Here is a 26,590-nt window from a genome sequence, read left to right as displayed (position 1 = left end):
TAAACAGGACTGGGTGTGGGCGATTGCGCTCTCACTCAGCTCTTAACAGGCGTTATTTCCGAAGCATTCGCCATGGTCTGGCTCAAGACTGACTGCACTTTGTGAACTGGCCGTAAATATCGGCGCAAAACGCGAGTATTCACTCTGCTTTCTGCACTCGCTTCAGGCCTCATGTCACCTGCGCTTGTTACAATCCCGAGTCTTCCAACGTGGCGAAAGCCCCGTAGGACGGCCTCGCGTCCTGATGAATTGCGATGGTCAGGGCCGGCAGTTTGCCGCAAGTCCTCTGGCCAGGCCGCTTTTGGCGGCGTTCGCGACTATAGCAGTAATGATTAAGTGCTTCAATTCCATAAAAAATTGTTATCATCGCCGCCATGACGACTACCGCCCCCCAGACCCCCAGCGTCCAGCTGCTTGAGGTCTCGCCGGAATATGCCGGCCAACGCATCGACAATTTTCTCCTGGCCAGGCTCAAAGGCGTGCCCAAGACCTTGATTTACCGCATCTTGCGAAAAGGTGAAGTGCGCGTGAACAAGGGCCGGATCAAGCCCGAGTACAAGCTGCAGGCGGGCGATATCGTCCGTGTGCCGCCGGTTCGCGTGCCGGAGCGTGACGAACCTGTGCCGTTGGCCCAGGGTTTGTTGCAGCGCCTGGAAGCCTCGATTGTCTTCGAAGACAACAAGCTGATCGTGATCAACAAGCCGTGTGGCATTGCGGTCCACGGTGGTAGCGGCCTGAATTTCGGGGTCATCGAAGCCTTTCGTCAGTTGCGCCCGGATGCCAAGGAGCTGGAACTGGTTCATCGCCTGGACCGTGACACCTCCGGCCTGCTGATGATCGCCAAGAAACGCAGCATGTTGCGTCACTTGCACACCGCCCTGCGGGGTGACGGTGTGGACAAGCGCTATATGGCGCTGGTGCGCGGTCACTGGGCCAGCTCCCTCAAGAGCGTCCGGGCGCCGTTGCAGAAGAGCAATCTGCGCTCTGGCGAACGGATGGTCGAAGTGGACGAGGAGGGCAAGGAGGCGCTGACTCTGTTCAAGGTGCTGCGCCGTTTCGGCGACTTCGCCACCATGGTCGAGGCCAAGCCGGTGACCGGGCGTACCCACCAGATTCGCGTGCATACCTTGCACGCGGGCCACTGTATTGCGGGTGACACCAAGTACGGGGACGAAGATTTCTCCAAGGAAATCCGCGACCTGGGCGGCAAGCGCCTGTTCCTGCACGCCTACATGCTGACCGTGCCGCTGCCGGACGGTGGCGAGCTGAAGCTGCAGGCGCCGGTCGACGAGATGTGGGCCCAGACCGTGGAGCGTTTGAGTGCCGCACCCTGACTACAAGCTGCTGATCTTCGATTGGGATGGCACGCTGGCTGACTCCATTGGCCGCATTGTCGAGTCCATGCACATGGCCTCGACCCGTTCCGGCTTCGCGCTGTGCAGCGACCTGGCGGTCAAGGGCATCATCGGCCTGGGCTTGCCTGAAGCGATACGCACGTTGTATCCGGAGATCGACGATCAAGAACTGATCGCGTTTCGCCAGCACTATGCCGATCATTATATTGCCTTGGAGGCGCAGCCTTCGCCGCTATTTGATGGCGTGCGGCAATCCCTCGAGGCCTTTCGCGCCGAGGGCTATCACCTCGCCGTGGCGACCGGCAAGGCCCGGCGCGGGCTCGATCGTGTGCTCAAGGCCCATGGCTTTGAGGATTATTTCGATATCACCCGCGCTGCGGATGAAACTGCCAGCAAGCCTCACCCTCTGATGCTGGAGCAGATCCTGGCTCACTGTGGTGTAGCGCCGCGCCAGGCGTTGATGGTGGGGGATGCTTCCTTCGACTTGATGATGGCGCGCAATGCCGGGATGGACAGTGTGGCCGTCAGCTATGGTGCCCAGTCGGCCGAGGCCTTGCAGCCCTACGAGCCGAGGCTGATGATTGATCATTTTTCTGAATTGCAGGCCTGGCTCAGTCGGGCCCGATAAGTCTTTGCTGGGGTTGATGGCATGAGTGACGAGTGGAAAGCGCCCGAAAAGGCCGAAAGCAGCGACGATAAAAGCTGGAAGCTGTTGGAGAAGACGCTGCTGGCCAGTGTCCAGGAGCAGCGTCGTTCAAGGCGTTGGGGTATTTTCTTCAAATTGCTGACCTTTGTTTACCTGCTCGCCATGCTGGCGCTGTTCAGTCCTTTGATGGACGTGGAAAAGAGCGCTACCCGTGGCAGTCACTACACTGCGCTGATCGAAGTGCGTGGGGTGATAGCCGACAAGGAGTCGGCCAGCGCCGACAACATTGTCAGCAGCCTGCGCGCTGCGTTCGAAGATCCCAAGGTCAAGGCCGTGATCCTGCGCATCAACAGCCCAGGTGGCAGCCCTGTGCAATCAGGCTACGTGTATGACGAGATTCGCCGCCTGCGTACGCTGCATCCGGATACCAAGCTGTACGCAGTGATCGCCGACCTGGGTGCCTCGGGTGCTTATTACATCGCCAGCGCCGCTGATCAGATCTACGCCGATAAGGCCAGTCTGGTCGGCTCCATTGGTGTGACGGCTGCCGGTTACGGCTTTGTCGGCACCATGGAGAAGCTGGGGGTGGAGCGTCGCACCTATACCTCGGGTGAGCACAAGGCGTTTCTGGACCCGTTTCAGCCGCAAAAAGCCGATGAAACCCAGTTCTGGCAGGGCGTGCTCGACACTACCCATCGTCAGTTCATTGCCAGTGTGAAGCAGGGGCGTGGTGATCGCCTGAAGGATAAAGACCATCCGGAGTTGTTCTCCGGGTTGGTATGGTCTGGCGAGCAGGCGTTGCCGCTGGGCTTGATCGATGGGTTGGGCAGTGCCAGTTCGGTGGCGCGGGATGTGGTGGGCGAGAAGGAGTTGGTAGATTTCACGGTTGAAGAATCGCCGTTCGATCGGTTCTCCAAGAAGCTCGGTGCCAGTGTGGCGGAGAAGCTGGCCTTGTATATGGGCTTCCAGGGCCCGACTTTGCGCTGATACCTCCAGGTGTATGCAGCTTAAAATGTGGGAGGGGGCTTGCTCCCGATAGCGGTGTATCAGTCACTTTATTTGTAGCTGACCCGCTGCAATCGGGAGCAAGCCCCCTCCCACAGTGGTTTTGTGGTGTTGTCAGGGGATCTGTACGCCTTCGGCCAGCAGCATATCCACCAGTCGGATCAGCGGCAGGCCCACTAAGCTTGTCGCATCCGGCCCTTCTGTGCTCTGAAACAAACTCACGCCCAAACCCTCGGCTTTGAAGCTGCCTGCGCAGTCATACGGCTGCTCGATCCGCAGGTAGCGTTCGATGCGCTCAGCGTCCAGGACACGCATGTGCACGGTAAACGGCACGCAATCCACCTGGCACTGCCCGGTTTGGCTGTTGAGCAGCGCCAGGCCGGTGAGGAAGCTGACGCGCTTGCCGCTGGCCGCCAGCAACTGTTCGCGAGCCTTCTCGAAGGTGTGCGGTTTGCCGATGATCTGGCCGTCAAGCGCGGCTACCTGGTCCGAACCGATGATCAGGTGCCCTGTGTGGGTAGTGGCGAGGGCGCGGGCCTTGTCTTCGGCCAGGCGCTTGACCAGCGCCATGGCGGACTCATTTGCGTGAGGGGTTTCGTCGATATCCGGCGAGCTGCAGATGAACGGCAGGTGCAGTCGGCTCAGCAATTCCCGGCGATAAACCGAGCTGGATGCGAGTAATAAAGGCAGCATGGACGTCTCCTCAAGGCAGTCACCGATTCTAGCGGGGCGACCGGCTGACGCACAGGGCTGAATTTCCTTTGACATGGCTGGGTGCATCCCTATAATGCTGCGCCTATGTTGAATGACCCGATTCCACCTCACGTTGACCCGCGCAAATTGGCAGATCGTGGCACTTCCCTTCAAGGTGAATTGCCGCTGGCCGATTTGGAGAGACTCTGCGACCCGCTTTCCGACACTGTCGGTACGGTGCAGGCCAAATTCGTTTTTGAACGAGATGAGCGTAAGGCTGTGGTAATCCACAGTTTTATCGACACCGAAGTCAAAATGGTTTGCCAGCGTTGTCTTGAGCTGGTCACCCTGCCGATCCACAGCGAGTGCAGTTATGCCGTGGTGAAGGAGGGTGCGAATACCCAGTCGTTGCCGAAAGGTTATGACGTGCTGGAACTGGGCGAAGATCCTTTGGATCTGCATGCACTGATCGAGGAGGAGCTTTTGCTCGCCTTGCCCATTGTGCCTGCTCATCATCCGGAAGAATGCCAGCAGCCGGCGGGCCTCGATGACGAGCCCGAACCGAGCGAGGACGAGGTAACGCGGTCCAACCCGTTCAGTGTATTGGCGCAGTTAAAGCGTGACCCAAACGTTTAGGAGTTAATCAATTATGGCTGTTCAGCAGAACAAAAAATCCCGCTCCGCCCGTGACATGCGCCGTTCGCACGACGCTCTCGAGGCAAGCACCCTGTCCGTAGAAAAGACCACCGGTGAAGTTCACCTGCGTCACCACGTATCGCCAGAAGGCGTATACCGTGGCCGTAAAGTGATCGACAAGGGCGCTGACGAGTAATCACTTGTCTGCTCAAGTCATCGCGATTGACGCAATGGGCGGGGACTTCGGTCCCCGCAGCATTGTTCAGGCTTGCATTGCCAGCCTGTCTGCTACGCCCTCGCTGCACCTGACCCTCGTCGGTCAACCCTCCTTACTTGAAGAACTGATTGCTGGCCATCCGGCAGTGGATCGCGCGCGCCTGACGATTACGCCGGCCAGCGAAACCATCGGCATGGATGAAAAGCCTGCGACCGCCTTGCGTGGCAAACCTGATTCCTCGATGCGGGTGGCCCTGGAGCTGTTACGCGATGGCAAGGTGCAAGCCTGTGTCAGTGCGGGGAACACCGGGGCCTTGATGGCGTTGTCGCGCTATGTGCTCAAGACGCTGCCCGGTATTGATCGGCCGGCGATGGTGGCGGCAATTCCGACGCAGAAGGGCTATTGCCAGTTGCTGGACCTGGGCGCGAACGTCGATTGCAGCGCCGAGCACCTGTTCCAGTTCGCCGTGATGGGCGCGGTGGCCGCCGAAGCGCTGGGCGTGGCCCGGCCGCGGGTGGCCCTGCTGAACATTGGCACCGAAGACATCAAGGGCAACCAGCAGGTCAAGTTGGCGGCTACGTTGCTGCAGGGCGCGCGGGGCTTGAATTACATCGGCTTTGTCGAAGGTGATGGTTTGTACCGGGGCGAAGCGGATGTGGTGGTATGCGATGGGTTTGTTGGCAATATCCTGCTTAAATCCAGCGAAGGCCTGGCGACCATGATCGCCGCGCGTATTGAAGCGTTGTTCAGGCGAAACCTGGCGTCGCGTGTGGTCGGCGCCCTGGCGTTGCCGTTGATGCGCCGCTTGCAGGCTGACCTGGCCCCGGCACGGCACAATGGCGCCAGCTTTCTCGGTTTGCAGGGCATCGTGGTGAAAAGCCATGGCTCGGCGGGGGTGGAAGGCTTTCAAAGTGCGATTGCGCGTGCGGTGATCGAAATCCAGGAAAACCTGCCGCAGCGTTTGCACGGCCGGCTTGAGGATTTGTTGTCTTAGGCGAATCGGCCCGGGAATGCTTAAATGTGACCGGCCAGTTCAATTGACCATCCAATCTGTCAGTTTCGTTCGTTCCCACCGTAGGAGCGACCATTTTTTGACGACCAGATCATTAGGGGCTTGTTACATGTCTACATCCCTCGCATTCGTCTTTCCAGGGCAGGGTTCGCAGTCCCTCGGCATGTTGGCCGAGCTGGGCGCGCAATATCCGCTGGTTCTGGAAACCTTCAAGGAAGCTTCCGATGCCCTGGGTTACGACCTGTGGGCACTGACCCAGCAAGGGCCGGAAGAGCAACTCAATCAAACCGACAAAACCCAGCCGGCCATCCTGACCGCTTCGATCGCCCTGTGGCGCTTGTGGTTGGCAGAAGGTGGCGCGCGCCCGGCATTCGTTGCCGGCCACAGCCTGGGTGAATACAGTGCATTGGTTGCCGCGGGCAGCTTGACCCTGGCCGAAGCGGTCAAGTTGGTCGAGCGTCGGGGGCAGTTGATGCAAGAAGCCGTTCCGGCCGGGCAGGGCGGCATGGCCGCGATCCTGGGCCTGGACGATGCTGTGGTGATCGAGGCTTGCGCCGAAGCCGCCCAGGGCGAAGTGGTCAGTGCGGTCAACTTCAACTCCCCGGGCCAAGTGGTGATCGCCGGCGCCAAGGCTGCCGTTGAGCGCGCCATCGAAGGTTGCAAGGCCCGTGGCGCCAAGCGTGCGCTACCCTTGCCGGTGAGCGTGCCGTCCCACTGCGAGCTGATGCGCCCGGCCGCCGAGCGTTTTGCCGAGTCCATCAATGCGATCGACTGGCAGGCGCCGCAGATTCCGTTGGTACAGAACGTCAGCGCCGCCGTGGCTGCCGACCTCGGCACCCTCAAGCGCGACCTGCTGGAGCAGCTCTATAAGCCTGTGCGTTGGGTTGAATCGGTCCAGGCTCTGGCTGCCAACGGCGCCACCGAGTTGGTCGAGTGTGGCCCGGGCAAAGTCCTGGCCGGCCTCAACAAGCGCTGTGCCGACGGCGTGTCGACTGCCAACCTGAATACCCCGGATGCCTTCGCTGTCGCGCGCGCGGCACTGGCCTGATCCCCACACTTAGGAGAAGCCTGCATGAGTCTGCAAGGTAAAGTTGCACTGGTCACCGGCGCAAGCCGTGGCATTGGCCAGGCGATCGCCCTGGAATTGGGCCGTCAGGGCGCGGTCGTGATCGGCACCGCCACTTCCGCTTCGGGCGCCGAGCGTATCGCCGCGACCCTGAAGGAAAACGGCGTTCAGGGCACTGGCCTTGAGCTGAACGTGACCAGCGATGAGTCCGTGGCTGCCGTGCTGGCTGAAATCACTGCACAGTTCGGCGCCCCGTCGATCCTGGTAAACAACGCCGGCATCACCCGCGACAACCTGATGATGCGCATGAAAGACGACGAGTGGTACGACGTGGTCGACACCAACTTGAACAGTCTGTTTCGCTTGTCCAAGGGCGTTTTGCGCGGCATGACCAAGGCGCGTTGGGGCCGAATTATCAATATTGGCTCCGTAGTGGGTGCCATGGGCAACGCAGGCCAAGTAAACTATGCCTCCGCCAAGGCCGGCCTGGAAGGTTTCAGCCGTGCACTGGCGCGTGAGGTCGGTTCGCGGTCGATTACGGTCAACTCGGTGGCCCCTGGGTTCATCGACACCGATATGACCCGTGAACTGCCTGAGGCGCAGCGTGAAGCCTTGCTGACGCAGATTCCGCTGGGCCGTCTGGGCCAGGCTCAAGAGATCGCGAATGTGGTCTCTTTCCTGGCATCCGACGGTGCGGCATACGTGACTGGGGCTACAATCCCGGTGAACGGCGGGATGTACATGAGTTAAATTGTGACGGATCGCTTCAAAAAAATGTCATACGAGCTGTCTAAAATCCGTTATAAAGCTGCAACTTAATTTATAGGCAGGTGGCCGACTGGGTACAGGGTGAAGCTTTCAGTTGAAAAGCTGAAATGGCTTTCTATACACTTACCCACTGGCCAGCTGCCTGAATTTGTCCATTAGGAGTTAAACAAGGTATGAGCACCATCGAAGAGCGCGTCAAGAAAATCGTCGCCGAGCAACTGGGCGTTAAGGAAGAAGAAGTGGTCAACACTGCTTCCTTCGTAGAAGACCTGGGTGCCGATTCCCTTGACACCGTTGAGCTGGTGATGGCTCTGGAAGAGGAATTCGAGACCGAAATCCCGGACGAAGAAGCTGAAAAAATCACTACTGTTCAAGCTGCTATCGACTACGTTACTGCCCACCAGGCGTAATAGTTTGTAGTCGTCGCTTGCTGTCAGGGAAAAACCGCACTGCTGCAACGGCGTGCGGTTTTTTCTTTAGCTCTGATGAAAAGTAAGCGATGAAGCAAAAGTGTCGTCATTAGAAAAAGGAGAGTGCTGTGTCGCGTAGACGCGTCGTAGTCACCGGTATGGGTATGTTGTCGCCACTGGGCACGGATGTGCCGAGCAGTTGGCAGGGCATTCTGGCTGGCCGCAGTGGTATTGGTCTGATCGAACACACGGACCTTTCTGCCTATTCCACCCGTTTTGGCGGCTCGGTAAAGGGTTTCAATGTCGAGGAGTACCTCTCGGTCAAGGAATCCCGCAAGCTCGACCTGTTCATTCAATACGGCCTGGCAGCCGGTTTTCAGGCAGTGCGTAACGCCGGCCTGGAAGTCACCGACGCCAACCGTGACCGCATCGGCGTGGCCATGGGGTCGGGTATTGGCGGTTTGACCAATATCGAAGAAACCAGCCGCACATTGCACGATTCCGGCCCCCGTCGAATTTCACCGTTCTTCGTGCCGGGCTCGATCATCAATATGATTTCCGGTTTCCTGTCCATCCATCTGGGGGCACAGGGGCCTAACTACGCCATCGCCACGGCGTGCACCACCGGCACGCACTGCATCGGCATGGCGGCGCGCAACATCGCCTATGACGAAGCCGACGTGATGATCGCCGGCGGCGCCGAAATGGCGGCCTGCGGTCTGGGCATGGGCGGCTTTGGCGCGTCTCGCGCACTGTCGACCCGCAATGACGAGCCGACCCGTGCCAGCCGTCCGTGGGACAAAGGCCGTGACGGTTTCGTACTGTCCGACGGCGCCGGTGCCCTGGTACTGGAAGAGCTGGAGCACGCCAAGGCGCGCGGTGCCACCATCTATGCCGAGCTGATCGGCTTCGGCATGAGCGGTGACGCCTACCACATGACCTCGCCACCGTCCGACGGTGCCGGTGCTGCCCGCTGCATCGCCAATGCCCTGCGTGACGCGAAGGTCAATGCCAACCAGGTGCAGTACATCAATGCCCATGGCACTTCGACTCCGACGGGTGACCTGGCGGAAGCCGAGGCAATCAAGTCGGTGTTTGGCGAACACGCCTACAAGCTGGCAGTCAGCTCGACCAAGTCCATGACCGGCCACCTGTTGGGTGCGGCGGGCGCGGTTGAGGCGATCTTCAGCGTAATGGCCATCAAGGATCAGGTCGCACCGCCGACCATCAACCTCGATGAGCCGGACGAAGGTTGCGACCTGAACTTCGTGCCCCACGAAGCGCAGCCCATGCCGATCGACGTGGCGATCTCCAACTCGTTCGGTTTTGGTGGCACCAACGGTTCCCTGGTGTTCCGCCGGTTCGCCGAGTGATGCACAGCTGGGTCGACGGTCAGCCAGCGGGCAGCGTGCCTCTGAAAGATCGCGGCCTGGCGTATGGCGACGGGCTGTTCGAGACCATCGCCGTCAGGGCCGGGCAGCCTGTGTTGCTCGACCGCCACCTGCAACGCCTGGATGAGGGGTGCAGGCGGTTGGCGCTGGTTGCGGATCAGTCAATGATCCGCAGCGAAGTGCTGGCGTATGCCGCCGCCCTCGGCGACGGCGTCCTCAAGTTGATCCTCACCCGCGGCGATAGCCTGCGCGGTTACGGTATCAACCCTGGCGCTCCCGTGCGCCGTATCTTGCAGGGCAGTCCGCCCGCATCCTATCCCCCGGCCCATGGACTTGAAGGTGTCCGCCTGTTTCCGTGCGCCACCCGCTTGGCCGAACAGCCATTACTGGCAGGGCTCAAGCACCTCAATCGCCTGGAGCAGGTGATCGCTCGCGCCGAGTGGCAGGACGCCGAGCATGCCGAAGGTTTGATGCTGGATATGTCCGGTCGCGTGATCGAAGGCGTGTTCAGCAACCTGTTCCTGGTATGCGACGGCGGGTTGCTGACCGCTGATCTGAATCGTTGCGGGGTTGCCGGGGTCATGCGCGCTGAGGTTTTGGCCCAGGCGCAGGTACTGGGCCTCCCTGTTACCGTGGCCGACATCAGCCTGGAGCAGTTGCGGCAGGCTGACGAAGTGTTTGTGTGCAACAGCGTTTATGGCATTTGGCCGGTGCGTGGCTGCGCTGCGATGAGCTGGTCGGTTGGGCCGCTCACCCGTAAACTGCAGGGCATTGTTCGCGCACTATTGGATATTTGAGTTGATACGAAAACTGCTTTTATTGCTGCTGATAGGCTTGGTCTCGGCAGGCATTGTGCTGGGCTTTTCGGCCTGGAAGCTCGATTCTGCCCTGAAACAACCCCTGAAGCTGAGCCAGGAGCAATTGCTGGATGTACCGGCCGGGGCAACCCCGACGGGCACCTTCAATCGCCTGGAGGCCGAGGGTGTGCTTGACGGTGCCTTCTGGCTGCGCCTGTACTGGCGTTTCAACCTTGACGGCCAGCCACTGCACAGCGGCGAATACCGCGTGACCCCTGGCTTGACTGCTGAAGGCTTGATCGGTCTATGGCTGCGTGGCGAAGTGGTGCAATACAGCCTGACGCTGGTCGAAGGCTGGAATTTCCGCCAGGTGCGCGCAGCGTTGGCCAAGCACGAAAAAATTGTGCAGACCCTGTCCGGCCTGAGCGACAAGGAAGTGATGGAAAAACTCGGCCACCCGGACGTGTTTCCTGAAGGGCGCTTCTTCCCGGACACCTATCGCTTCGTGCGCGGCATGACCGATGTCGAATTCCTGAAAAAAGCCTACAACCGCCTGGACGATGTACTCGCTCAGGAGTGGAGCAAGCGGGCTGCCGATGCACCTTACACCGATCCCTATCAAGCGCTGATCATGGCCTCGCTGGTGGAGAAGGAGACCGGGGTGCCGGAGGAGCGGGGGCAGATTGCCGGGGTGTTCGTGCGGCGCATGAAGATGGGCATGCTGCTGCAGACCGACCCGACGGTGATCTATGGCCTGGGCGAACGCTACACCGGCAAGCTGACGCGGGCGCATCTCAAGGAGGCCAACCCGTACAACACCTACATGGTCGCCGGCCTGCCGCCGACGCCGATCGCCATGGTCGGCCGCGAGGCCATCCACGCGGCGTTGAACCCGGTGCCGGGTAGCAGCCTGTATTTTGTTGCGCGTGGCGATGGCAGCCATATTTTTTCCGATGACCTGGATGCGCATAATGCGGCCGTGCGTGAGTTTCAACTCAAGCGCCGTGCCGACTATCGCTCCAGCCCGGCGCCGGTGGTCAAGCCGCCGCAAGACACAACGCCACCGGCCGATGCGCCCACTGAGCCCGCGCCGGACACCGCCGCGCCGCAAAGCCTGCAATGACTCTGACTAAGGACTGCCTGTGACTGGCTTGTTTATTACCCTGGAAGGCCCGGAAGGTGCCGGCAAAAGCACCAATCGCGATTACCTGGCCGAACGGCTGCGCGCAGAGGGCATCGAGGTTGTGCTGACCCGTGAGCCAGGGGGCACGCCGCTGGCCGAACGTATTCGTGAAGTGTTATTGGCGCCGGGTGAAGAACAGATGAACCCGGACACCGAGCTACTGCTGGTATTCGCCGCCCGTGCCCAGCACCTGGCCGAAGTGATTCGCCCGGCGCTGGCACGCGGTGCCGTGGTGATCTGCGACCGTTTCACCGACTCCACCTATGCCTATCAGGGCGGCGGCCGGGGTTTGTCGGTGGAGCGCATCGCCAAGTTGGAAACGTTCGTGCAAGGCGATTTGCGCCCTGACCTGACCCTGGTGTTCGACCTGCCGGTTGAAGTCGGCCTGGCGCGGGCCAGTGCCCGTGGTCGCCTGGACCGTTTCGAACTGGAAGGCCGCACCTTTTTTGATGCCGTGCGCACGGCGTTCCTCAAGCGCGCCGCCGCCGAGCCTGCGCGTTACTATTTGCTGGACGCGGCGCAGCCCCTGACTCAAGTGCAACACGCCATCGATGCGCTGTTGCCTGCATTGCTGGAGCGCACCCGTGGCTGAAGCCTACCCCTGGCAGGATAGCCTCTGGCAGCAATTGGCCGGTCGTGCCCAGCACGCCCACGCCTACCTGCTGCACGGGCCGGCAGGTATCGGCAAGCGTGATCTGGCCGAGCGCTTGATGGCGAGCCTGTTGTGCCAGCAACCGGTCAACCTGGACGCCTGCGGCGTATGCAAGTCCTGCCTGTTGCTCAAGGCAGGCAGCCACCCGGATAACTACCTGCTGGAACCCGAGGAGGCCGACAAGGCGATCAAGGTCGACCAGGTGCGCGACCTCGTCAGCTTCGTGGTGCAGACCGCACAGATGGGCGGGCGCAAGGTGGTCTTGATCGAGCCGGTGGAGGCCATGAACATCAACGCCGCCAACGCCTTGCTCAAGAGCCTGGAAGAACCGTCCGGCGATACGGTACTGCTGTTGGTCAGCCATCAGTCCAGCCGTTTGTTGCCGACCATTCGCAGTCGTTGCGTGCAGCAGGCATGCCCATTGCCGAGTGAGGCGATGAGCCTTGAGTGGCTGGCGCAGGCACTGCCGGACTGTTCCGCGGATGAGCGGGTCGAGCTGTTGACCCTGGCCGCCGGTTCCCCTTTGGCCGCCGTCAAGCTGCAGGCCCAGGGCGTGCGTGAGCAGCGGGCGCTGGTGGTCGATGGGGTGAAGAAACTGCTCAAGCAGGAACTCTCGGCCACCCAGCTGGCTGAAAGCGCCTGGAAGGATGTTCCCCTGCTGCTGCTGTTCGACTGGTTCTGCGACTGGTCGAGCCTGATCCTGCGCTACCAGTTGACCCAGGATGAAAGCGGCCTGGGACTGCCCGATATGCGCAAAGTGGTGCAGTACCTCGCGCAGAAAAGTGCGCAGGACAAGGTACTGAATATCCAGGACTGGATTCTCGCTCAGCGCCAGAAGATCCTCGGCAAGGCCAACCTCAACCGTGTGCTGTTGCTCGAAGCACTGCTGGTGCAATGGGCCGGTCTGCTCGGACGTCGTTAATTTCCGTGGCTGACGGGTGTATCGTTGGCCAGACACTTATCGTGACTCAAGTTGTAACTTCCTATGCTCGTAGATTCCCATTGCCATCTTGATCGACTCGACCTTGCCCAGCACGGCGGCTCCCTTGACGCTGCCCTTGAAGCGGCGCGCCAGCGCGGGGTAGGGCACTTCCTGTGTATCGGCGTCAGCGCCGAGAACGCCGCCGACGTCAAGGCCCTGGCCGAGCGTTACGCCGATGTGGATTGCTCGGTGGGTATCCACCCGCTGGACCTCAAGCCCGGCGAAGCGCCGGCCCTCGATTGGTTGCTGAGTGAACTCAACCACCCGCGCGTGGTGGCCATCGGCGAGACCGGGCTGGATTACCACTACGAGCCTGAAGCGGCCGAATTGCAGCAAGCGTCGTTCCGCCTGCACCTGCAAGCCGCCCGGCAAACCGCCAAGCCGGTGATTGTCCATACCCGTGGCGCCCGCGCCGACACCCTGGCCTTGCTGCGCGAAGCGGCACTGCCCCAGGCGGGTGTGCTGCATTGCTTCACTGAAGACTGGGACATGGCCAAGGCCGCTCTGGACCTGGGTTTCTATATCTCCCTGTCAGGCATCGTCACCTTCCGCAATGCTGACGCTTTGCGTGACGTAGCGCGCCAAGTGCCGGCCGACCGCCTGCTGGTGGAGACCGATTCGCCGTACCTGGCGCCGATTCCCCATCGTGGCAAACCGAACCTGCCGGAGTATGTGCGCGACGTAGCGGATTATCTGGCAATGCTGCGCGGCGAGTCCTACGAGCGTTTTGCCGAACAGACCACCGAGAATTTCCGGCGCCTGTTTCCGTTGGCTCACGTCGCTGTGTAAGAGGCTTAAACGGCAGGCAAAAAAAACCCGGGTTCTGGGGGGTGAATCCGGGCTAAGACCATTAGGAGTAAACAAGGGTACGCAGTCCGTCGGTACCCGGGTCGACGCGCCACTTGGGGGAGATGCCACGCCGACAGTTGAAGTATTGATCACTATCCTATTCAGTCCAGTCGGATCTGATCGTTTTTTAAACAGATTTGGAATACACGCGCTTCCCTTGAGTTCTCATTGGGTTGATGGGCAGGTGCAGGTGTTGCGTATTATTTCTGACTGATATCGGTAAAAACGTTGGCGTGCTGAAAGTTTAGTGCGGAGCGGGTTCACATAGGCGTTGCCCAACGACCGTTCAGTCGGGATAATCCCTCGAACCGGGTAAATCGTATCGCCAGGTATCCCTGGCCCTGCGCAACCCTTCACCTATTCACTCTGCAGACCTTTTCCTCATGCAAAAAGAACCCCGTAAGGTCCGTGAGTTTCGCCGCCGCGAGCAGGAAATTCTCGACACCGCACTCAAGCTGTTCCTCGAACAAGGTGAAGACAGCGTCACCGTCGAGATGATTGCGGATGCCGTGGGTATCGGCAAAGGCACCATCTACAAGCACTTCAAGTCCAAGGCCGAGATTTACCTGCGCCTGATGCTCGACTACGAGCGCGACTTGAACGAGTTGTTGCACTCGGCCGACGTGGACAAGGACAAGGAAGCCCTGTCCCGGGCCTACTTCGAGTTCCGCATGCGCGACCCGCAGCGTTATCGCCTGTTCGACCGCCTGGAAGAAAAGGTAGTCAAGGGGCATCAGGTGCCGGAAATGGTCGAGGAGCTGCACAAGATCCGTGCCTCGAACTTCGAACGCCTGACCTTGCTGATCAAGGGCCGGATCAGCGAAGGCAAGCTTGAAGATGTGCCGCCCTATTTCCACTACTGCGCCGCCTGGGCGTTGGTGCACGGCGCCGTGGCGCTGTACCACTCGCCGTTCTGGAGTAATGTGCTGGAAGATCAGGAAGGCTTTTTCCAGTTCCTGATGGACATCGGTGTGCGCATGGGCAATAAGCGCAAACACTCGACGGACCTGCCGCCCGCACCCTGATGATTTTCTGCCTGGCGCGGTATCCCGGGAATATACTCAGGCAGGGATCTTGCTAAAAGCTGATTATTGAGTCAGCTTCTAGCGCGCCCATATTATCCTCTGCCGGAGTGATCCATGATCGTTGATCGTCAAGGCAGGCGGTTTCGCAATTTGCGGATCAGCCTGACTTCAGCCTGCAATTATGCGTGTACCTATTGCGTGCCCAATGGCAAGCGATTGGTGGCTGCCCAGGATGAACTCTCGGCTGAGGCGATGGCGCGTGGCGTGGCCTACCTGATCGAAGCGGCGGGCATCGACCGCCTGCGTATCACCGGCGGCGAGCCGTTGGTTAGCCCCAAGCTGGAAGCCTTCATGGGCGCGGTAGGGCAGATGGGCCTGAGTGACATCAGCCTGACCACCAACGGCCAGTTGCTCGCGCGCAAACTGCCGCTGTTGCTGGATGCCGGTATTCGGCGCATCAACGTCTCCCTCGATACCCTGGACGCCGACGCCTTCCGCGGCATTGCCCGTGGCGGCGACCTGGCCAGCGTGCTCGCCGGTATGGACCAGGCCCGTGCGGCCGGGATCAAGATCAAGGTCAACATGGTGCCACTGCGCGGGCAGAACCTGGACCAGGTGATGCCGCTGCTCGACTACTGCCTGGAGCGTGGTTACGAGCTGCGCTTTATCGAGCTGATGCGCATGGGCCACCTGGCCAAGGACTCCAACGCGTTCCTGCAGCAATTTGTCAGCCTGCAGCAACTGCTCAGCCTGATCGGCGAACATCACGACTACCTGCAAGCCGATGCCCCCGTGGATGCCACGGCGGTGCGTTATGAGGTGCCGGGCAAAGGCTTCTTCGGTGTGATCGCCAATGAAAGCGTACCGTTTTGCCGCACGTGTTCGCGACTGCGGCTGTCCTCTACCGGTTGGTTGCATGGTTGCCTGTCGTCGAGTAACCGGCATTACATCGGTGACCTGCTGGACAAGCCGCGCCACCAGGCTTTGCCGGCCCTGCAAGGCTTGTTGATGAAAGCCCTGGGCGACAAGCAGGAAGTCGCTTTCTCCGGCGGCGCGACGATCATGAAGATCATAGGCGGCTAACCCACCCCCAGGGCAACCCAACACCCAATGTGGGGGCTTGCCCTAATACCTGTCAGTTAAGGCTTACGCTGTCACTGTGGGAGGGGGCTTGCTCCCGATAGGCCGCGCAGCGGCCTCAAAAATGGGCCTGCTACGCAGTCCATCGGGAGCAAGCCCCCTCCCACATTTGTTATGTGTTGCTACCAAATGGCGCAAAACCTGCATCTGACCCCCATTCGCCGGTTTTCCGTCACCGGCTTCTGGAGGATTAGGATGCGTAGTCTGGTTTTGTTGCTGGCGTCGTTGACGCTGAGTGGTTGCATGACCGTCAGCGATATGGCCGAAGGCACCCGTTATCAGATGAGCGACGCCGGGTTGCTGGACCACAGTGATACACGCCGTACGGCCTCGGTTCGTATACAGCCGGACTCCTTTGTGTTTATCGCCCAGGGCGCCTTTGTGCCGCCGGGCAGCGCCTACCCGCGTCCCAACGTGGTGGCCGAGGAAGCCTTCAATGGCTTCGTCGAGTATTTCCCCATGGTGCGCCGCGCCCGCAAGCCGGAAGGGCTCGAACAAGCCATGGCTGAAGCGCGGGCCGCAGGGGCGCATTACCTGTTGTATTGCCGCTTTGCGGCAGCCGATGACCGTATCGGCAACGCCGATGAGTGGACCGATCAGCAGGCCCTGGACCGGCTGGGCCTGGACAGCGGGGTGATCCAGATCATGTTGATCGAGACCAGCACCCAGTATTTGATTGATACTGCACGCATTCGCAGTCGTGGCGGTTTACTGACGTTCCACGACAACAAGCCAGAAGATCTGATTGCCCGCCCACTGGCGCAGTACGCCCGAGGCTTGCTGGGTATGAGCAATCAGTAAGAGCAGGAGAACCCGATGACCGATTCCGCCAAGGCCAATGATCTGTTGGCCCAATTGCCCAAGGGTAAGGGACCGGCGCCAGTGCACCTGTGGAATCCGGATTTCTGCGGCCACATCGACATGCGCATCGCCCGCGACGGCACCTGGTTTTATCAGGGCACGCCGATTGGACGTAAGCCGATGGTCAAGTTGTTTTCCAATATCATCCGCCGTGACGGTGACGAGTACTTTCTGGTCACGCCCGTGGAAAAGGTCGGCATCCGCGTCGATGATGCGCCGTTTGTCGCGTTGACCCTGGAGGTGCAAGGGCAGGGCGAAGACCAGGTGCTGCGCTTTACGACCAATGTCGACGAGCAGATCGACGCCGGCCTCGACCACCCGTTGCGGGTGGTGATCGATCCGATCACCCAGGAACCGGCCCCCTATCTGCGGGTGCGTACCAACCTGGAGGCCCTCGTGCATCGCAACGCGTTCTATCAATTGGTCGAGCTGGCGGTGAGCCGCCCGATCAACGGTCAGAACTGGCTGGGAGTCTGGAGCGGCGGGGAGTTTTTCCCCATTGGCCTGGAACCCTGAGGCGCGTTTTTTCATCTCCCTGAAATAATTTGCTTGCGGGAAACCGGCGCTTTCGGCTATCAATTTGTACATGATTAAACATGTTCGATTTGATAAGAAAAAACGCGTCGTCGACGAACTCATCCGCCGGATCGAGGCTGGAGTGATGGCCGACGGTTTCCTGCTCCCCGGCGAGCACCAGTTGGCCGAAGAGTTCGCGGTCAGCCGCGGCACCCTGCGCGAAGCACTGGCCGAACTCAAGCGGCGCAACTACATCGCCACCCAGAGCGGTGTCGGCTCCATCGTCACCTTTGACGGCATGGCGCTCGACCAACGCAGCGGGTGGGCCCAGGCCCTGGCCGATACGGGCGCGCAGGTGACCACCGATATCCTGCGCCTGGAAGCCGTAACCCGTCCTGACCTGCTCAGCCGTTTCGGCAGCGACCAGTTCATTGCGCTCGACCGCCTGCGCCGCACCCCCGATGGTGTCGCGGTGTCCCTGGAGCGCTCGTTGATGCCTGCTTGCGGTGGTTTGGAAAGCTTGCCCAGTGTCGGCCTGATCGATAACTCACTGACCATCACCTTGGCAGCCTTTGGCTACATAGGCGCCAACGGCGACCAATGGATCGGCGCCGAAGCCTTGAGTGACGACGATGCCGAGTTGCTCGGGCGACCCGCCGGCTGCGTGTTTCTCAAAGCCGCACGCACTACCTACGACCGTCGCGAGCGTTTCATGGAATATGTCGAAAGCTGGCTGGACCCTCTGCATTTTCGTCTGCACCTGCAGTTTGGAGCGTCGAAATGAGCCCGCAAGACCGCGCGCTTGGCGCCTTCTACGGCTTGGCCCTGGGCGATGCCTTGGGGATGCCCACCCAGTCCCTGAGTCGAGAGCAAGTGCGCATGCAATTTGGTGCCATCACCGCTCTGCAAGACGCTCACGCCGACCAGCCTATCGCCCCGAACATGCCGGCCGGTTCGATTACGGATGACACCGAGCAAGCGATCCTGGTCGGTGAGTTACTGGTCGAAGGCCAGGGCAAGATCGACCCCCAGGTGCTCGCCCAACGTCTGATCGACTGGGAAGCAGCCATGCGCGCCAAGGGCTCCCAGGATTTGCTCGGCCCGTCGACCAAGCGCGCGATCGAGATGATCCTCGCCGGCCACACGCCGCAAGAGTCCGGACGCTACGGCACCACCAATGGTGCGGCCATGCGTATTACGCCGGTGGGCATTGCCGCCGACATCCGCGACCCGGCGCAGTTTATCCAGGCGGTGGTCCAGGCGTGCCAGGTCACCCATAACACCACGCTGGGTATCTCCAGTGCGGCGGCGGTGGCGGCGGTGGTGTCGGCCGGCATCAACGGCGTGGACCTGGGTGAAGCCTTGAACATCGGCGTCCAGATCGCCCAACAAGCGCAGGACCATGGCTATTGGGTGGCTGGCGGACGCATTTCCACGCGGATCAGTTGGGCGCGCACCTTGAGCGTGGGCAGCGGCGACAAGGCGCTGTTCGCCGACCTGCTTTATGAGTTGATCGGCACCTCCGTGGCGTCCCAGGAATCGGTAGTGGTGTCGTTCGCCCTGGCCCAGCAAGTGGCGGTGGGTGATATGAGCGCATTCGAAGCGCTGTGCCTGGCCGCCAGCCTCGGCGGCGACACCGACACCATCGCCGCGATGCTCGGTGCCATGCTCGGCGCGTGCCTGGGGCTGCAGTGTTGGCCTGAGGCGATGATCGAACAGGTGAAGGTCGTCAATCGTCTGGATCTACAGCCGTTGGTCACAGCCTTGCTCGCACTGCGCTAGGCGCCGCAGGCAAACCTGTGGGAGGGGGCTTGCTCCCGATAGCGGTGGGTCAGTTGATACATCAGGTGGCTGACCCACCACCATCGGGAGCAAGCCCCCTCCCACATGAATAAAACAACCATAACAATACCGGCACCAGGAGCTCCCCATGAGCAGCACTTCTTCCGGCCAGAGCGCCGGGCAACTGGAAACACGCGGCATCGAGCCCGTCCCTGAGAGCGAGTGCAACGGCCATCCGCTGCAACTGTTCTGGGTCTGGTTCGCGGCCAATATCAGCATCCTCGGCTTGCCGCTTGGGGCGACCCTGGTGGCGTTCCGTGGCTTGTCCATCTGGCAGGCGATCATTGTCGCCATCCTCGGCGCTGCCGGCTCCTTTGCGGTCGTGGGCATTATCTCGATCGCCGGGCGTCGTGGCCGGGCGCCCAGCCTGACCTTGTCCCGCGCCATCTTCGGCGTGCGCGGCAATATCGGCCCTACGGTGGTGTCGCTGATGTCGCGCCTGGGCTGGGAAACCGTCAACACCACCACGGCGGCCTTTGTGTTGCTGTCGTTGTGTTCGATCCTGTTCCAGTCGCCGGTCGAAGCGAAAAGCGCACCCGTGCTGACCTTGATCTTCATCGCGATTTTCGTGTTGCTGACCTTGTCGGTTTCCGGCCTCGGGCATGCGACGTTGCTGGTGATCCAGAAGTGGGCCACCTACGTGTTTGGCGCCTTGAACATTCTGGTGGGTGGCTTCCTCTGTGCCACCATCGACTGGAGCGCGGTATTCAATGCCACGCCGGCACCGCTGAGCGCGATGATCATCGGCGTCGGCACCATGGCCGCCGGTACCGGGATCGGTTGGGCCAACGCCGGTGCCGACATGTCGCGCTACCAGCATCGCAGCGTCAAGGCCGCGCGCCTGGTGGCGTCCGCCGCGTTTGGCGCGGGCATTCCGCTGGTGCTGTTGATCACCCTCGGGGGGCTGTTGTCGGTGGGTAATCACGACCTGGCCTCGGCCACCGACCCGATCATTGCGATCCGCGACATGTTGCCGACCTGGATGGCCGTGCCCTACCTGATCACCGCCTTTGGTGGGCTGCTACTGTCGAACAACCTCTCGGTGTACTCGGCCGGGCTCACCACCTTGACCCTCGGCCTCAAGGTCAAGCGCGTGCATGCGGTGATCGTCGACATCGTGGCGATCTTCGCCGGCTCGATTTACTTCATGCTGATCGCCGACAGTTTCTATGGCCCGTTCATTACCTTCATCTCGCTGCTGGCGGTGCCGATTACCGCGTGGGTCGGGATTTTCGTGGTGGACTTGATCCACCGTCACTACTACAGCGCCAAAGACTTGCTGGACGTGAGCCCAAGCAGTGCCTACTGGTATCGCGGTGGCGTGGAGTGGCGTGCGTTCGGCGCCTGGGCCGTGGCGATTGTGCTGGGCTTCAGCTTCACCACTATCGGTACCACCGCCGAAAACATCTGGTTCGCCGGGCCGTTGTCCGACTCCTGGCTGGGCCATAACGGCCTGGGCTGGATCGTCACCTTCCTGGTGGCCGGCGGGATCTATGCGGTACTGGGCGGCGCGGCCGACCGTCGCCCCGCGTTACTTGTCGAGAACCACAATGTCTAGATTGCTGCACACCGGCCAGGTCATCGTCGATCTGGTCATGGCGTTGGATACCTTGCCGGCCACGGGCGGCGATGTCTTGGCGCAATCGGCCAGCTTTGAAACCGGTGGTGGCTTCAATGTCATGGCCGCCGCTCGACGTAATGGGCTGGCGGCGGTCTATCTGGGCCGACACGGTGACGGACGTTTTGGTGATTTGGCCCGTACGGCGATGCAGGCCGAGGGCATTGAGATGGCCCTTGCGGCCAGTGCGGGCAAGGACACCGGTTTGTGCGTGTGCCTGACCGAAGCCACCACCGAGCGCACCTTCATCTCCCATATCGGCGTCGAGGGCGAATTGAGCGCCGAGGACTTGGCCAGGGTTCGACCGCAGCTGGACGACTACGTGTACGTCAGCGGCTACAGCTTGTTGCTGGAGGGCAAGGCGCAGCCGCTGGTGGACTGGTTGCTGGCGCTGCCCCGGGCGATCACGGTGGTGTTTGACCCTGGCCCGCTGGTAAAGACGCGAGACTCGGCCCTGATGCGCGCACTGTTGCCGCGTATCGATATCTGGACCAGCAATGGTCCCGAAGCCCTGGCATTTACCGGTGCGCCGCAGATTGCAGGCGCATTGCCACAGCTGAGCCGGCTCCTGCCTGCCGGAGCATTGCTGGTGGTACGCGATGGTCCGAATGGTTGCTGGGTCGGGCGCTCGGGAGCAGTGGAGCAGGTGCCCGGTTTCAAAGTGCAGGCCGTGGACAGTAACGGCGCCGGGGATGCGCATGCGGGCGTGTTGATTGCCGGCTTGGCCAATGGCTTGAATCCTGTATCGGCAGCACGACGGGCGAATGCGGCGGCGGCATTGGCGGTAACGCGCTGGGGGCCGGCGACGTCTCCCGGCACCGCTGAAGTCGACGCGTTAGTCGCGCAATAAATGGGGGAGGGGACATGCCCCTCCCTTCTTTTGAACGGCTTTGGAACTGCGCTCAGCCCGCTTTACGCAGCGCTTCGATCAATTGATCCTTGCGCATGCTCGACCGACCAGGAATATCCTTGGCCCGCGCTTCCTTCAACAAGCTCTCCTTGGTCTGGGTTTCCAGCGAAGCACGGCTGCTGCGCGGGTGCCCCTGGCGCGAGGCGGCGGCGCGCTTGGCCGACTCATGCCGGTCCTCGGCTTTCTGGGCAGAGGGCTTGCGCCGGCCCGACCCGCCCGCCTTTTCGCCACCGCCGGACTGCTTGTTCACAGTGGCCCAGGCGCGGGCTTCAGCGTCCTCCTTGGACAGGCCTTTGTGCTCATAACTCTCTTCGATACGCGCGGCTTTACGCTTTTGTGCGGCGGTGTATTTGGCTTTGCTTCCAAGAGGCATTGCGATACTCCTCCTGGCCCCGGCAGCGGGGCCAGACCAGACAAAATGGATTACTGCGGGCTGTTACCGTCGAGCTTGCGCGCTTCATCAACGCCAGAAGCAGTCAGCTTGATCGGCAGGTTCAACGAATATTCACCGGCATCGTCGGTGGTCACATGCCCATCCTTGATAAACCCGCGCTCCTGCAGGAAGGCCAGGACACTGGCCACCTCCTTTTCGCCGCGGTAGTTATCCAGCACCTCCTTGCCCAAACCGTTCGGGTGAGCGTGCAGCAGGCGGGTGAGGACTTCTTTCTCAAGGTTTCTATCGACGTTCATGTGTACCTCTTCACTGGGGAATGATCGGGTGTTCGTCATGCTCGCGGGGTCAAGGCGCAGGCTGTTTCGGTGCGCCAGGGATATTGCTGTCGTCGCCTTTGTTCACTTTGGGTTCGGCATTCACACCCGGGCCCATCTTGCCATTGCCCACGGCAGGCGGCGCCTGGCGCTGGGTATCGTTGCCCTGGGTACGTGGGTCGGCACCGGCGCCGTTATCGATGATCGCGCCGCCGTTGGTGTCCATGCCGGTGCCCATGGATTTTTGCGATTCGCTGGTGGCCGGGTTGGTCGGCCCTGTGGAGGAGGTCGCGGCAAACGCGCTCAGCGCAGTAGCAGACAGCAGGCCGGTGAGGGCAAGGGCGGCAAACTTGGGATGCTTCATGGGGATGTCTCCATAGAGTTAATGTCCTTACCTCTTATTGGTCCGCTCCGGTTTGTGGATCGTGCCTTGTTGACGACGAGCGGTAGCGGGGCGCCTGTAAAATTTTGTGTGGCAGGCCGCCAATTGCCCTGCAATCAGTCATCAAAGCCCCTTAGTATGTGTGCTTTGAAATTGTCCAAGGCCTGCCCATGACCATCGAGATTCGCCCCGCCGTGCCCAGCGATGCTGCGCAGATCCTGACGTTTATCACCGAGCTTGCCGAATACGAAAAGGCCCGGCATGAAGTCATCGCCAGCGTGGCGGATATCGAGCGCAGTCTGTTTAGCGAGGGCGCCACGGCCCATGGCTTGATGTGCCTGCGCGACGGCTTGCCGATCGGCTTTGCGGTGTTCTTCTTCAGCTACTCCACCTGGCTTGGCAGCAACTGCCTGTACCTCGAAGACCTGTACATCAATCCCGAACAGCGCGGTGGTGGAGCCGGCAAGAAATTGTTGCGCCACTTGGCGAAGATCGCCTGCGACAACGGTTGTGGGCGTTTCGAATGGAGCGTGTTGGACTGGAACGAACCGGCCATCGCCTTCTATAAATCCATCGGCGCCCAACCGCAGGAAGAATGGGTGCGCTACCGCATGGAAGGCGACGCTCTGCGCGACTTCGCCCAGGGCTGACCCGACCGAATGTGAGAGGGGGCTTGCCCTAATGCCTGTCAGTTAAGCGATAAAGCGAGCGATGGATAAATTGTGGGAGGGGCGGTGCGACGATTCGACTTGCTCCCGATAGCGGTGTGTCAGGTTCAGAAACCGTGACTGACACACCGCTATCGGGAGCAAGCCCCCTCCCACAGTGACAGCGTTAAGCCTTAACTGACTGGCATTAGGGCTTGCCTCCTCTCACATTATTTTTGGTTTTTCTCACTATATGGGATGTAAATTTATATATTGAGATGTTTCGAAAGATGGGTTTATAGTCGCCTGCATCAGCACTCACTACCAAAAATAAAATAGGTGAAGCGATGCAGTCCCAACCGTTGTCATTGCCTGCGGTGCCCGAGCCTACCTATGGCGAGCGCCTGAACAACAAAGTGGTGATCGTCACCGGGGCCGCCCAAGGCATTGGCGAGGCGATCGTGGCCTGCTTCCAGGCCCAGCAGGCGCGCCTGGTCATTGCCGATGTGCAGGCCGAAAAGGTCGAGCAAGTCGCCGCCCACTGGCGTGAGCGTGGCGCGCAAATCGTCGCGCGGCCGGTCGATATCACTTCCAAAGAGCAATGGCAGGCACTGGTCAATGTGGCCATCGAGCGTTTCGGTCGCGTCGATGTGCTGGTCAACTGCGCCGGGGTCAATGTGTTCCGTGACCCACTGCAGATGACCGACGAGGACTGGCGCCGCTGCTTCGCCATCGACCTCGACGGTGCCTGGTTCGGTTGTCGCGCCGTGTTGCCGCACATGATCGAGCAGGGCATCGGCAACATCATCAATATCGCCTCCACCCATTCCAGCCACATTATTCCCGGTTGCTTTCCTTATCCGGTGGCCAAGCACGGCCTGCTCGGCCTGACCCGGGCGCTGGGCATCGAATATGCGCCCAAGGGCATCCGCGTCAATGCCATCGCCCCGGGCTATATCGAAACCCAACTCAACGTCGATTACTGGAACGGTTTCCCCGACCCCCAGGCCGAACGCCAACGCGCCTTCGACCTGCACCCGCCCAAGCGCATCGGCCAGCCCATCGAGGTGGCGATGACCGCGCTGTTCCTGGCGACTGACGAAGCGCCTTTTATCAATGCAACCTGCCTGATGATCGATGGCGGGCGTTCTGTGATGTACCACGACTAAAGCGTTTCCCAAGAATAAGAAGGAGGTGGTTCATGCTTAAGAAAACACTCGGCACGCTGGCGCTCGCCGTCGCTTTCAGCGGCTTTGTATCGGCCGAAGAAGTGAAGATCGGCTTTTTGGTCAAGCAGGCCGAAGAACCCTGGTTCCAGACCGAATGGGCGTTTGCCGAGAAGGCCGGCAAGGAGCACGGTTTTACCGTGATCAAGATCGCCGTGCCGGACGGCGAGAAAACCCTCTCGGCCATCGACAGCCTGGCTGCCAACGGCGCCAAGGGCTTTGTGATTTGCCCGCCGGATGTGTCGCTTGGGCCGGCTATCGTCAGCAAGGCCAAGGTCAATGGCTTGAAAGTGATGGCCGTGGATGATCGTTTTGTCGACGCCAAGGGCAACTTCATGGAAGACGTGCCGTACCTGGGCATGGCCGCCTTTGAAGTGGGCCAGAAACAGGGCGCCGCAATGGCCGCCGAAGCGAAAAAACGCGGCTGGGACTGGAAGGAGACGTACGCGGTCATCAACACCTATAACGAACTCGATACCGGCAAGAAACGCACTGACGGTTCGATCAAATCCCTGGAAGAGGCGGGCATTCCCAAGGACCACATCCTCACCGCCGCGCTCAAGACGCTCGACGTTCCCGGCAGCATGGACGCCACCAACTCGGCCCTGGTCAAGCTGCCCAGCGGCGCGAAGAATCTCATCATCGGCGGCATGAACGACAACACCGTGCTCGGCGGCGTGCGCGCCACCGAAAGCGCAGGGTTTGCCGCTGCCAACGTGATCGGTATCGGCATCAACGGCACCGACGCCATTGGCGAGCTGAAAAAGCCCGACAGCGGCTTCTACGGTTCAATGTTGCCCAGCCCGCATATCGAGGGCTACAACACGGCGCTGGCGATGTACGAGTGGGTCACGACGGGTAAAGAACCGGCAAAGTACACGGCCATGGATGAAGTGACGCTGATCACCCGCGCCAACTTCCAGCAGGAACTGACCAAGATCGGTCTGTGGAAATGACCGGCGCGGCCTTGCGCTTCAATGGCATCGGCAAGGAGTTTCCCGGGGTCAAGGCTCTGGCGCAGATCAGCTTTGAAGCACGGCCGCACACGGTCCACGCGCTGATGGGCGAGAACGGCGCGGGCAAGTCGACGCTGCTGAAAATATTGGGCGGTGCCTACATCCCCAGCAGCGGCACGGTGCAGATCGGCGAGCAGACCATGGCCTTCAAATGCGCCGCCGACAGCATTGCCAGTGGTGTCGCGGTGATCCACCAGGAGTTGCACCTGGTGCCGGAAATGAGCGTGGCCGAGAACCTGTTCCTGGGGCATTTGCCGACGCGCTTTGGCGTGGTCAATCGAAGCCAGCTGCGCAAGCAGGCGCTGGCGTGCCTCAAGGGCCTGGCCGATGAGATCGACCCGGACGAGAAACTGGGGCGGTTATCCCTGGGCCAGCGCCAACTGGTGGAAATCGCCAAGGCATTGTCCCGTGGGGCTCATGTGATTGCCTTTGACGAGCCGACCAGCAGCTTGTCGGCGCGGGAGATTGACCGCTTGATGGCGATCATCACGCGCCTGCGCGATGAGGGCAAAGTGGTGCTGTACGTGTCGCACCGCATGGAAGAAGTGTTCCGTATTTGCGACGCGGTGACCGTGTTCAAGGACGGCCGCTTCGTGCGCACCTTCGACGACATGCGCGCTCTGAGCCACGACCAGTTGGTGACCTGCATGGTCGGTCGCGATATCCAGGATATCTACGACTACCGTGCGCGCGAACAGGGCGCGGTGGCGCTCAAGGTCGACGGCCTGCTTGGCTCGGGCTTGCGCGAGCCGATCAGTTTTGAGGTGCGCAAAGGCGAGATTCTTGGGTTGTTCGGGCTGGTCGGGGCCGGGCGCACCGAGCTGTTGCGCCTGCTCAGCGGCTTGGAGCGTGCCAGCGCCGGCACGCTGGAACTCTGTGGTGAGCCATTGCCGCTGCGCTCGCCTCGCGACGCGATTGCCGCCGGGGTGTTGCTGTGCCCGGAGGATCGCAAGAAGGAAGGCATCATCCCGCTGTCCAGCGTGGCCGAGAACATCAACATCAGTGCCCGTGGTGCGCATTCGAGGTTTGGCTGGTTG

The 26,590-nt window shown here is 60.9% G+C and carries 31 protein-coding genes; 27 read left to right on the top strand and 4 right to left on the bottom strand.

All coding sequences use genetic code 11. The features are described 5' to 3' along the window. The first annotated feature begins 374 nt into the window (after positions 1-374). Genes rluC through C9383_RS04830 form a run of 3 tightly spaced genes read left to right on the top strand, consistent with a single transcriptional unit; the run spans position 375 to position 2,988 of the window. Positions 375-1,334 (top strand): 23S rRNA pseudouridine(955/2504/2580) synthase RluC, encoded by a 960-nt coding sequence (gene rluC, locus C9383_RS04840; RefSeq protein ID WP_060756312.1) that lies wholly within the window; start codon positions 375-377, stop codon positions 1,332-1,334. Then, positions 1,321-1,983 (top strand): HAD-IA family hydrolase, encoded by a 663-nt coding sequence (locus C9383_RS04835; protein WP_090369094.1) that lies wholly within the window; start codon positions 1,321-1,323, stop codon positions 1,981-1,983. Before rluC ends, C9383_RS04835 begins: the two co-directional genes overlap by 14 nt. A gap of 21 nt (positions 1,984-2,004) precedes the next feature. Then, complete coding sequence (locus C9383_RS04830; protein ID WP_060756310.1) at positions 2,005-2,988, top strand: S49 family peptidase; 984 nt, start codon at positions 2,005-2,007, stop codon at positions 2,986-2,988. Between the two features lie 132 nt (positions 2,989-3,120). Here the strand turns inward: C9383_RS04830 and C9383_RS04825 are convergent, their stop codons facing one another. Then, positions 3,121-3,699 (bottom strand): Maf family protein, encoded by a 579-nt coding sequence (locus tag C9383_RS04825; protein ID WP_090369096.1) that lies wholly within the window; start codon positions 3,697-3,699, stop codon positions 3,121-3,123. Positions 3,700-3,804: 105 nt separating this feature from the next. On the opposite strand from C9383_RS04825, the gene C9383_RS04820 reads away from it, so the two are divergent. The 20 genes from C9383_RS04820 to C9383_RS04725 all read left to right on the top strand — a co-directional run bounded on the left by C9383_RS04820 (position 3,805) and on the right by C9383_RS04725 (position 21,514). Next, positions 3,805-4,335 carry a YceD family protein gene (locus C9383_RS04820; RefSeq protein ID WP_090369098.1) on the top strand — a complete coding sequence of 177 codons (531 nt, stop codon included), beginning with the start codon at positions 3,805-3,807 and terminating at the stop codon, positions 4,333-4,335. A gap of 13 nt (positions 4,336-4,348) precedes the next feature. Further along, positions 4,349-4,531 (top strand): 50S ribosomal protein L32, encoded by a 183-nt coding sequence (gene rpmF, locus C9383_RS04815; protein WP_003179396.1) that lies wholly within the window; start codon positions 4,349-4,351, stop codon positions 4,529-4,531. A gap of 4 nt (positions 4,532-4,535) precedes the next feature. Next, a complete protein-coding gene (gene plsX, locus C9383_RS04810; RefSeq protein WP_090369099.1) occupies positions 4,536-5,546 on the top strand; it encodes a phosphate acyltransferase PlsX in 1,011 nt (336 codons plus the stop codon). Positions 5,547-5,673: 127 nt separating this feature from the next. Further along, on the top strand, positions 5,674-6,612 hold the full coding sequence (gene fabD, locus C9383_RS04805; protein WP_090369101.1) for an ACP S-malonyltransferase: 939 nt from the start codon (positions 5,674-5,676) through the stop codon (positions 6,610-6,612). A 24-nt stretch (positions 6,613-6,636) separates the two neighbouring features. Next, positions 6,637-7,380: a 3-oxoacyl-ACP reductase FabG gene (fabG, locus tag C9383_RS04800; RefSeq protein WP_060756305.1), complete on the top strand. Its 744-nt coding sequence runs from the start codon at positions 6,637-6,639 to the stop codon at positions 7,378-7,380. Positions 7,381-7,571: 191 nt separating this feature from the next. Next, the gene (gene acpP, locus C9383_RS04795) at positions 7,572-7,808 is read left to right on the top strand and encodes an acyl carrier protein (RefSeq protein ID WP_007987170.1); all 237 of its coding nucleotides are present in this window, start codon (positions 7,572-7,574) and stop codon (positions 7,806-7,808) included. 128 nt (positions 7,809-7,936) lie between these two features. After that, entirely contained in the window at positions 7,937-9,181 is a 1,245-nt protein-coding gene (gene fabF / locus C9383_RS04790) for a beta-ketoacyl-ACP synthase II (RefSeq protein ID WP_060756304.1), read from the top strand. Further along, positions 9,181-9,996: an aminodeoxychorismate lyase gene (pabC, locus tag C9383_RS04785; protein WP_090369103.1), complete on the top strand. Its 816-nt coding sequence runs from the start codon at positions 9,181-9,183 to the stop codon at positions 9,994-9,996. Before fabF ends, pabC begins: the two co-directional genes overlap by 1 nt. 1 nt (position 9,997) lies before the next feature. Then, positions 9,998-11,119: an endolytic transglycosylase MltG gene (mltG, locus tag C9383_RS04780; RefSeq protein WP_090369106.1), complete on the top strand. Its 1,122-nt coding sequence runs from the start codon at positions 9,998-10,000 to the stop codon at positions 11,117-11,119. 19 nt (positions 11,120-11,138) lie between these two features. Beyond that, a complete protein-coding gene (gene tmk, locus C9383_RS04775) occupies positions 11,139-11,771 on the top strand; it encodes a dTMP kinase (RefSeq protein WP_090369108.1) in 633 nt (210 codons plus the stop codon). Then, positions 11,764-12,753, top strand: coding sequence for a DNA polymerase III subunit delta' (locus C9383_RS04770; RefSeq protein WP_090369110.1), 990 nt, complete (start codon positions 11,764-11,766; stop codon positions 12,751-12,753). Before tmk ends, C9383_RS04770 begins: the two co-directional genes overlap by 8 nt. 63 nt (positions 12,754-12,816) lie before the next feature. Next, the gene (locus C9383_RS04765; protein WP_060756299.1) at positions 12,817-13,602 is read left to right on the top strand and encodes a TatD family hydrolase; all 786 of its coding nucleotides are present in this window, start codon (positions 12,817-12,819) and stop codon (positions 13,600-13,602) included. A 443-nt stretch (positions 13,603-14,045) separates the two neighbouring features. Then, positions 14,046-14,687, top strand: a complete 642-nt coding sequence (locus C9383_RS04760; protein ID WP_090369111.1) for a TetR/AcrR family transcriptional regulator — start codon at positions 14,046-14,048, stop codon at positions 14,685-14,687. Between the two features lie 114 nt (positions 14,688-14,801). Continuing rightward, complete coding sequence (locus tag C9383_RS04755) at positions 14,802-15,770, top strand: GTP 3',8-cyclase MoaA (protein WP_090369113.1); 969 nt, start codon at positions 14,802-14,804, stop codon at positions 15,768-15,770. A gap of 252 nt (positions 15,771-16,022) precedes the next feature. Next, on the top strand, positions 16,023-16,628 hold the full coding sequence (locus C9383_RS04750) for a DUF4823 domain-containing protein (RefSeq protein WP_060756296.1): 606 nt from the start codon (positions 16,023-16,025) through the stop codon (positions 16,626-16,628). A gap of 15 nt (positions 16,629-16,643) precedes the next feature. Beyond that, positions 16,644-17,204 (top strand): DUF1285 domain-containing protein, encoded by a 561-nt coding sequence (locus C9383_RS04745; RefSeq protein ID WP_090369116.1) that lies wholly within the window; start codon positions 16,644-16,646, stop codon positions 17,202-17,204. A 70-nt stretch (positions 17,205-17,274) separates the two neighbouring features. Then, a complete protein-coding gene (locus tag C9383_RS04740; protein ID WP_090369118.1) occupies positions 17,275-17,988 on the top strand; it encodes a GntR family transcriptional regulator in 714 nt (237 codons plus the stop codon). Then, on the top strand, positions 17,985-18,986 hold the full coding sequence (locus C9383_RS04735) for an ADP-ribosylglycohydrolase family protein (RefSeq protein ID WP_090369120.1): 1,002 nt from the start codon (positions 17,985-17,987) through the stop codon (positions 18,984-18,986). Before C9383_RS04740 ends, C9383_RS04735 begins: the two co-directional genes overlap by 4 nt. Before the next feature lie 148 nt (positions 18,987-19,134). Then, positions 19,135-20,604, top strand: coding sequence for a purine-cytosine permease family protein (locus C9383_RS04730; protein WP_060756292.1), 1,470 nt, complete (start codon positions 19,135-19,137; stop codon positions 20,602-20,604). Next, positions 20,597-21,514: a PfkB family carbohydrate kinase gene (locus C9383_RS04725; RefSeq protein WP_090369123.1), complete on the top strand. Its 918-nt coding sequence runs from the start codon at positions 20,597-20,599 to the stop codon at positions 21,512-21,514. Before C9383_RS04730 ends, C9383_RS04725 begins: the two co-directional genes overlap by 8 nt. Before the next feature lie 52 nt (positions 21,515-21,566). Here the strand turns inward: C9383_RS04725 and C9383_RS04720 are convergent, their stop codons facing one another. Genes C9383_RS04720 through C9383_RS04710 form a run of 3 tightly spaced genes read right to left on the bottom strand, consistent with a single transcriptional unit; the run spans position 21,567 to position 22,646 of the window. Beyond that, complete coding sequence (locus C9383_RS04720) at positions 21,567-21,947, bottom strand: Rho termination factor N-terminal domain-containing protein (RefSeq protein ID WP_060756290.1); 381 nt, start codon at positions 21,945-21,947, stop codon at positions 21,567-21,569. Between the two features lie 50 nt (positions 21,948-21,997). Then, on the bottom strand, positions 21,998-22,264 hold the full coding sequence (locus C9383_RS04715) for a hypothetical protein (RefSeq protein ID WP_060756289.1): 267 nt from the start codon (positions 22,262-22,264) through the stop codon (positions 21,998-22,000). Positions 22,265-22,313: 49 nt separating this feature from the next. Beyond that, the gene (locus C9383_RS04710; protein WP_090369126.1) at positions 22,314-22,646 is read right to left on the bottom strand and encodes a hypothetical protein; all 333 of its coding nucleotides are present in this window, start codon (positions 22,644-22,646) and stop codon (positions 22,314-22,316) included. Positions 22,647-22,834: 188 nt separating this feature from the next. Between C9383_RS04710 and C9383_RS04705 the strand changes: the two genes are divergently transcribed. The 4 genes from C9383_RS04705 to C9383_RS04690 all read left to right on the top strand — a co-directional run. Continuing rightward, positions 22,835-23,314, top strand: coding sequence for a GNAT family N-acetyltransferase (locus C9383_RS04705; RefSeq protein ID WP_060756287.1), 480 nt, complete (start codon positions 22,835-22,837; stop codon positions 23,312-23,314). Between the two features lie 344 nt (positions 23,315-23,658). Then, positions 23,659-24,480, top strand: coding sequence for an SDR family oxidoreductase (locus tag C9383_RS04700; protein WP_090369128.1), 822 nt, complete (start codon positions 23,659-23,661; stop codon positions 24,478-24,480). A gap of 32 nt (positions 24,481-24,512) precedes the next feature. Then, complete coding sequence (locus C9383_RS04695; protein WP_090369130.1) at positions 24,513-25,493, top strand: substrate-binding domain-containing protein; 981 nt, start codon at positions 24,513-24,515, stop codon at positions 25,491-25,493. Further along, the coding region (locus C9383_RS04690; protein WP_107338852.1) for an ATP-binding cassette domain-containing protein at positions 25,490-26,590 on the top strand (1,101 nt) is incomplete at its 3' end. The genes C9383_RS04695 and C9383_RS04690, both read left to right, overlap by 4 nt.

This window comes from Pseudomonas palleroniana (assembly GCF_003031675.1).
Taxonomy (GTDB): Bacteria; Pseudomonadota; Gammaproteobacteria; order Pseudomonadales; family Pseudomonadaceae; genus Aquipseudomonas; species Aquipseudomonas palleroniana.
The sequence above is the reverse complement of the archived record's forward strand: the minus strand, read 5'-3'. Positions and strand labels throughout refer to the sequence as shown.

What these genes read in the sequence shown, in the direction of transcription:
- rluC (WP_060756312.1), top strand. Translation starts at nt 375, where the DNA reads ATGACGACTACCGCCCCCCAGACCCCCAGCGTCCAGCTGCTTGAGGTC.
- C9383_RS04830 (WP_060756310.1), top strand. Translation starts at nt 2,005, where the DNA reads ATGAGTGACGAGTGGAAAGCGCCCGAAAAGGCCGAAAGCAGCGACGAT.
- C9383_RS04825 (WP_090369096.1), bottom strand. Translation starts at nt 3,699, where the DNA reads ATGCTGCCTTTATTACTCGCATCCAGCTCGGTTTATCGCCGGGAATTG.
- C9383_RS04820 (WP_090369098.1), top strand. Translation starts at nt 3,805, where the DNA reads ATGTTGAATGACCCGATTCCACCTCACGTTGACCCGCGCAAATTGGCA.
- rpmF (WP_003179396.1), top strand. Translation starts at nt 4,349, where the DNA reads ATGGCTGTTCAGCAGAACAAAAAATCCCGCTCCGCCCGTGACATGCGC.
- fabD (WP_090369101.1), top strand. Translation starts at nt 5,674, where the DNA reads ATGTCTACATCCCTCGCATTCGTCTTTCCAGGGCAGGGTTCGCAGTCC.
- fabG (WP_060756305.1), top strand. Translation starts at nt 6,637, where the DNA reads ATGAGTCTGCAAGGTAAAGTTGCACTGGTCACCGGCGCAAGCCGTGGC.
- acpP (WP_007987170.1), top strand. Translation starts at nt 7,572, where the DNA reads ATGAGCACCATCGAAGAGCGCGTCAAGAAAATCGTCGCCGAGCAACTG.
- pabC (WP_090369103.1), top strand. Translation starts at nt 9,181, where the DNA reads ATGCACAGCTGGGTCGACGGTCAGCCAGCGGGCAGCGTGCCTCTGAAA.
- C9383_RS04765 (WP_060756299.1), top strand. Translation starts at nt 12,817, where the DNA reads ATGCTCGTAGATTCCCATTGCCATCTTGATCGACTCGACCTTGCCCAG.
- C9383_RS04760 (WP_090369111.1), top strand. Translation starts at nt 14,046, where the DNA reads ATGCAAAAAGAACCCCGTAAGGTCCGTGAGTTTCGCCGCCGCGAGCAG.
- C9383_RS04755 (WP_090369113.1), top strand. Translation starts at nt 14,802, where the DNA reads ATGATCGTTGATCGTCAAGGCAGGCGGTTTCGCAATTTGCGGATCAGC.
- C9383_RS04750 (WP_060756296.1), top strand. Translation starts at nt 16,023, where the DNA reads ATGCGTAGTCTGGTTTTGTTGCTGGCGTCGTTGACGCTGAGTGGTTGC.
- C9383_RS04745 (WP_090369116.1), top strand. Translation starts at nt 16,644, where the DNA reads ATGACCGATTCCGCCAAGGCCAATGATCTGTTGGCCCAATTGCCCAAG.
- C9383_RS04740 (WP_090369118.1), top strand. Translation starts at nt 17,275, where the DNA reads ATGATTAAACATGTTCGATTTGATAAGAAAAAACGCGTCGTCGACGAA.
- C9383_RS04735 (WP_090369120.1), top strand. Translation starts at nt 17,985, where the DNA reads ATGAGCCCGCAAGACCGCGCGCTTGGCGCCTTCTACGGCTTGGCCCTG.
- C9383_RS04730 (WP_060756292.1), top strand. Translation starts at nt 19,135, where the DNA reads ATGAGCAGCACTTCTTCCGGCCAGAGCGCCGGGCAACTGGAAACACGC.
- C9383_RS04725 (WP_090369123.1), top strand. Translation starts at nt 20,597, where the DNA reads ATGTCTAGATTGCTGCACACCGGCCAGGTCATCGTCGATCTGGTCATG.
- C9383_RS04720 (WP_060756290.1), bottom strand. Translation starts at nt 21,947, where the DNA reads ATGCCTCTTGGAAGCAAAGCCAAATACACCGCCGCACAAAAGCGTAAA.
- C9383_RS04715 (WP_060756289.1), bottom strand. Translation starts at nt 22,264, where the DNA reads ATGAACGTCGATAGAAACCTTGAGAAAGAAGTCCTCACCCGCCTGCTG.
- C9383_RS04710 (WP_090369126.1), bottom strand. Translation starts at nt 22,646, where the DNA reads ATGAAGCATCCCAAGTTTGCCGCCCTTGCCCTCACCGGCCTGCTGTCT.
- C9383_RS04705 (WP_060756287.1), top strand. Translation starts at nt 22,835, where the DNA reads ATGACCATCGAGATTCGCCCCGCCGTGCCCAGCGATGCTGCGCAGATC.
- C9383_RS04700 (WP_090369128.1), top strand. Translation starts at nt 23,659, where the DNA reads ATGCAGTCCCAACCGTTGTCATTGCCTGCGGTGCCCGAGCCTACCTAT.
- C9383_RS04695 (WP_090369130.1), top strand. Translation starts at nt 24,513, where the DNA reads ATGCTTAAGAAAACACTCGGCACGCTGGCGCTCGCCGTCGCTTTCAGC.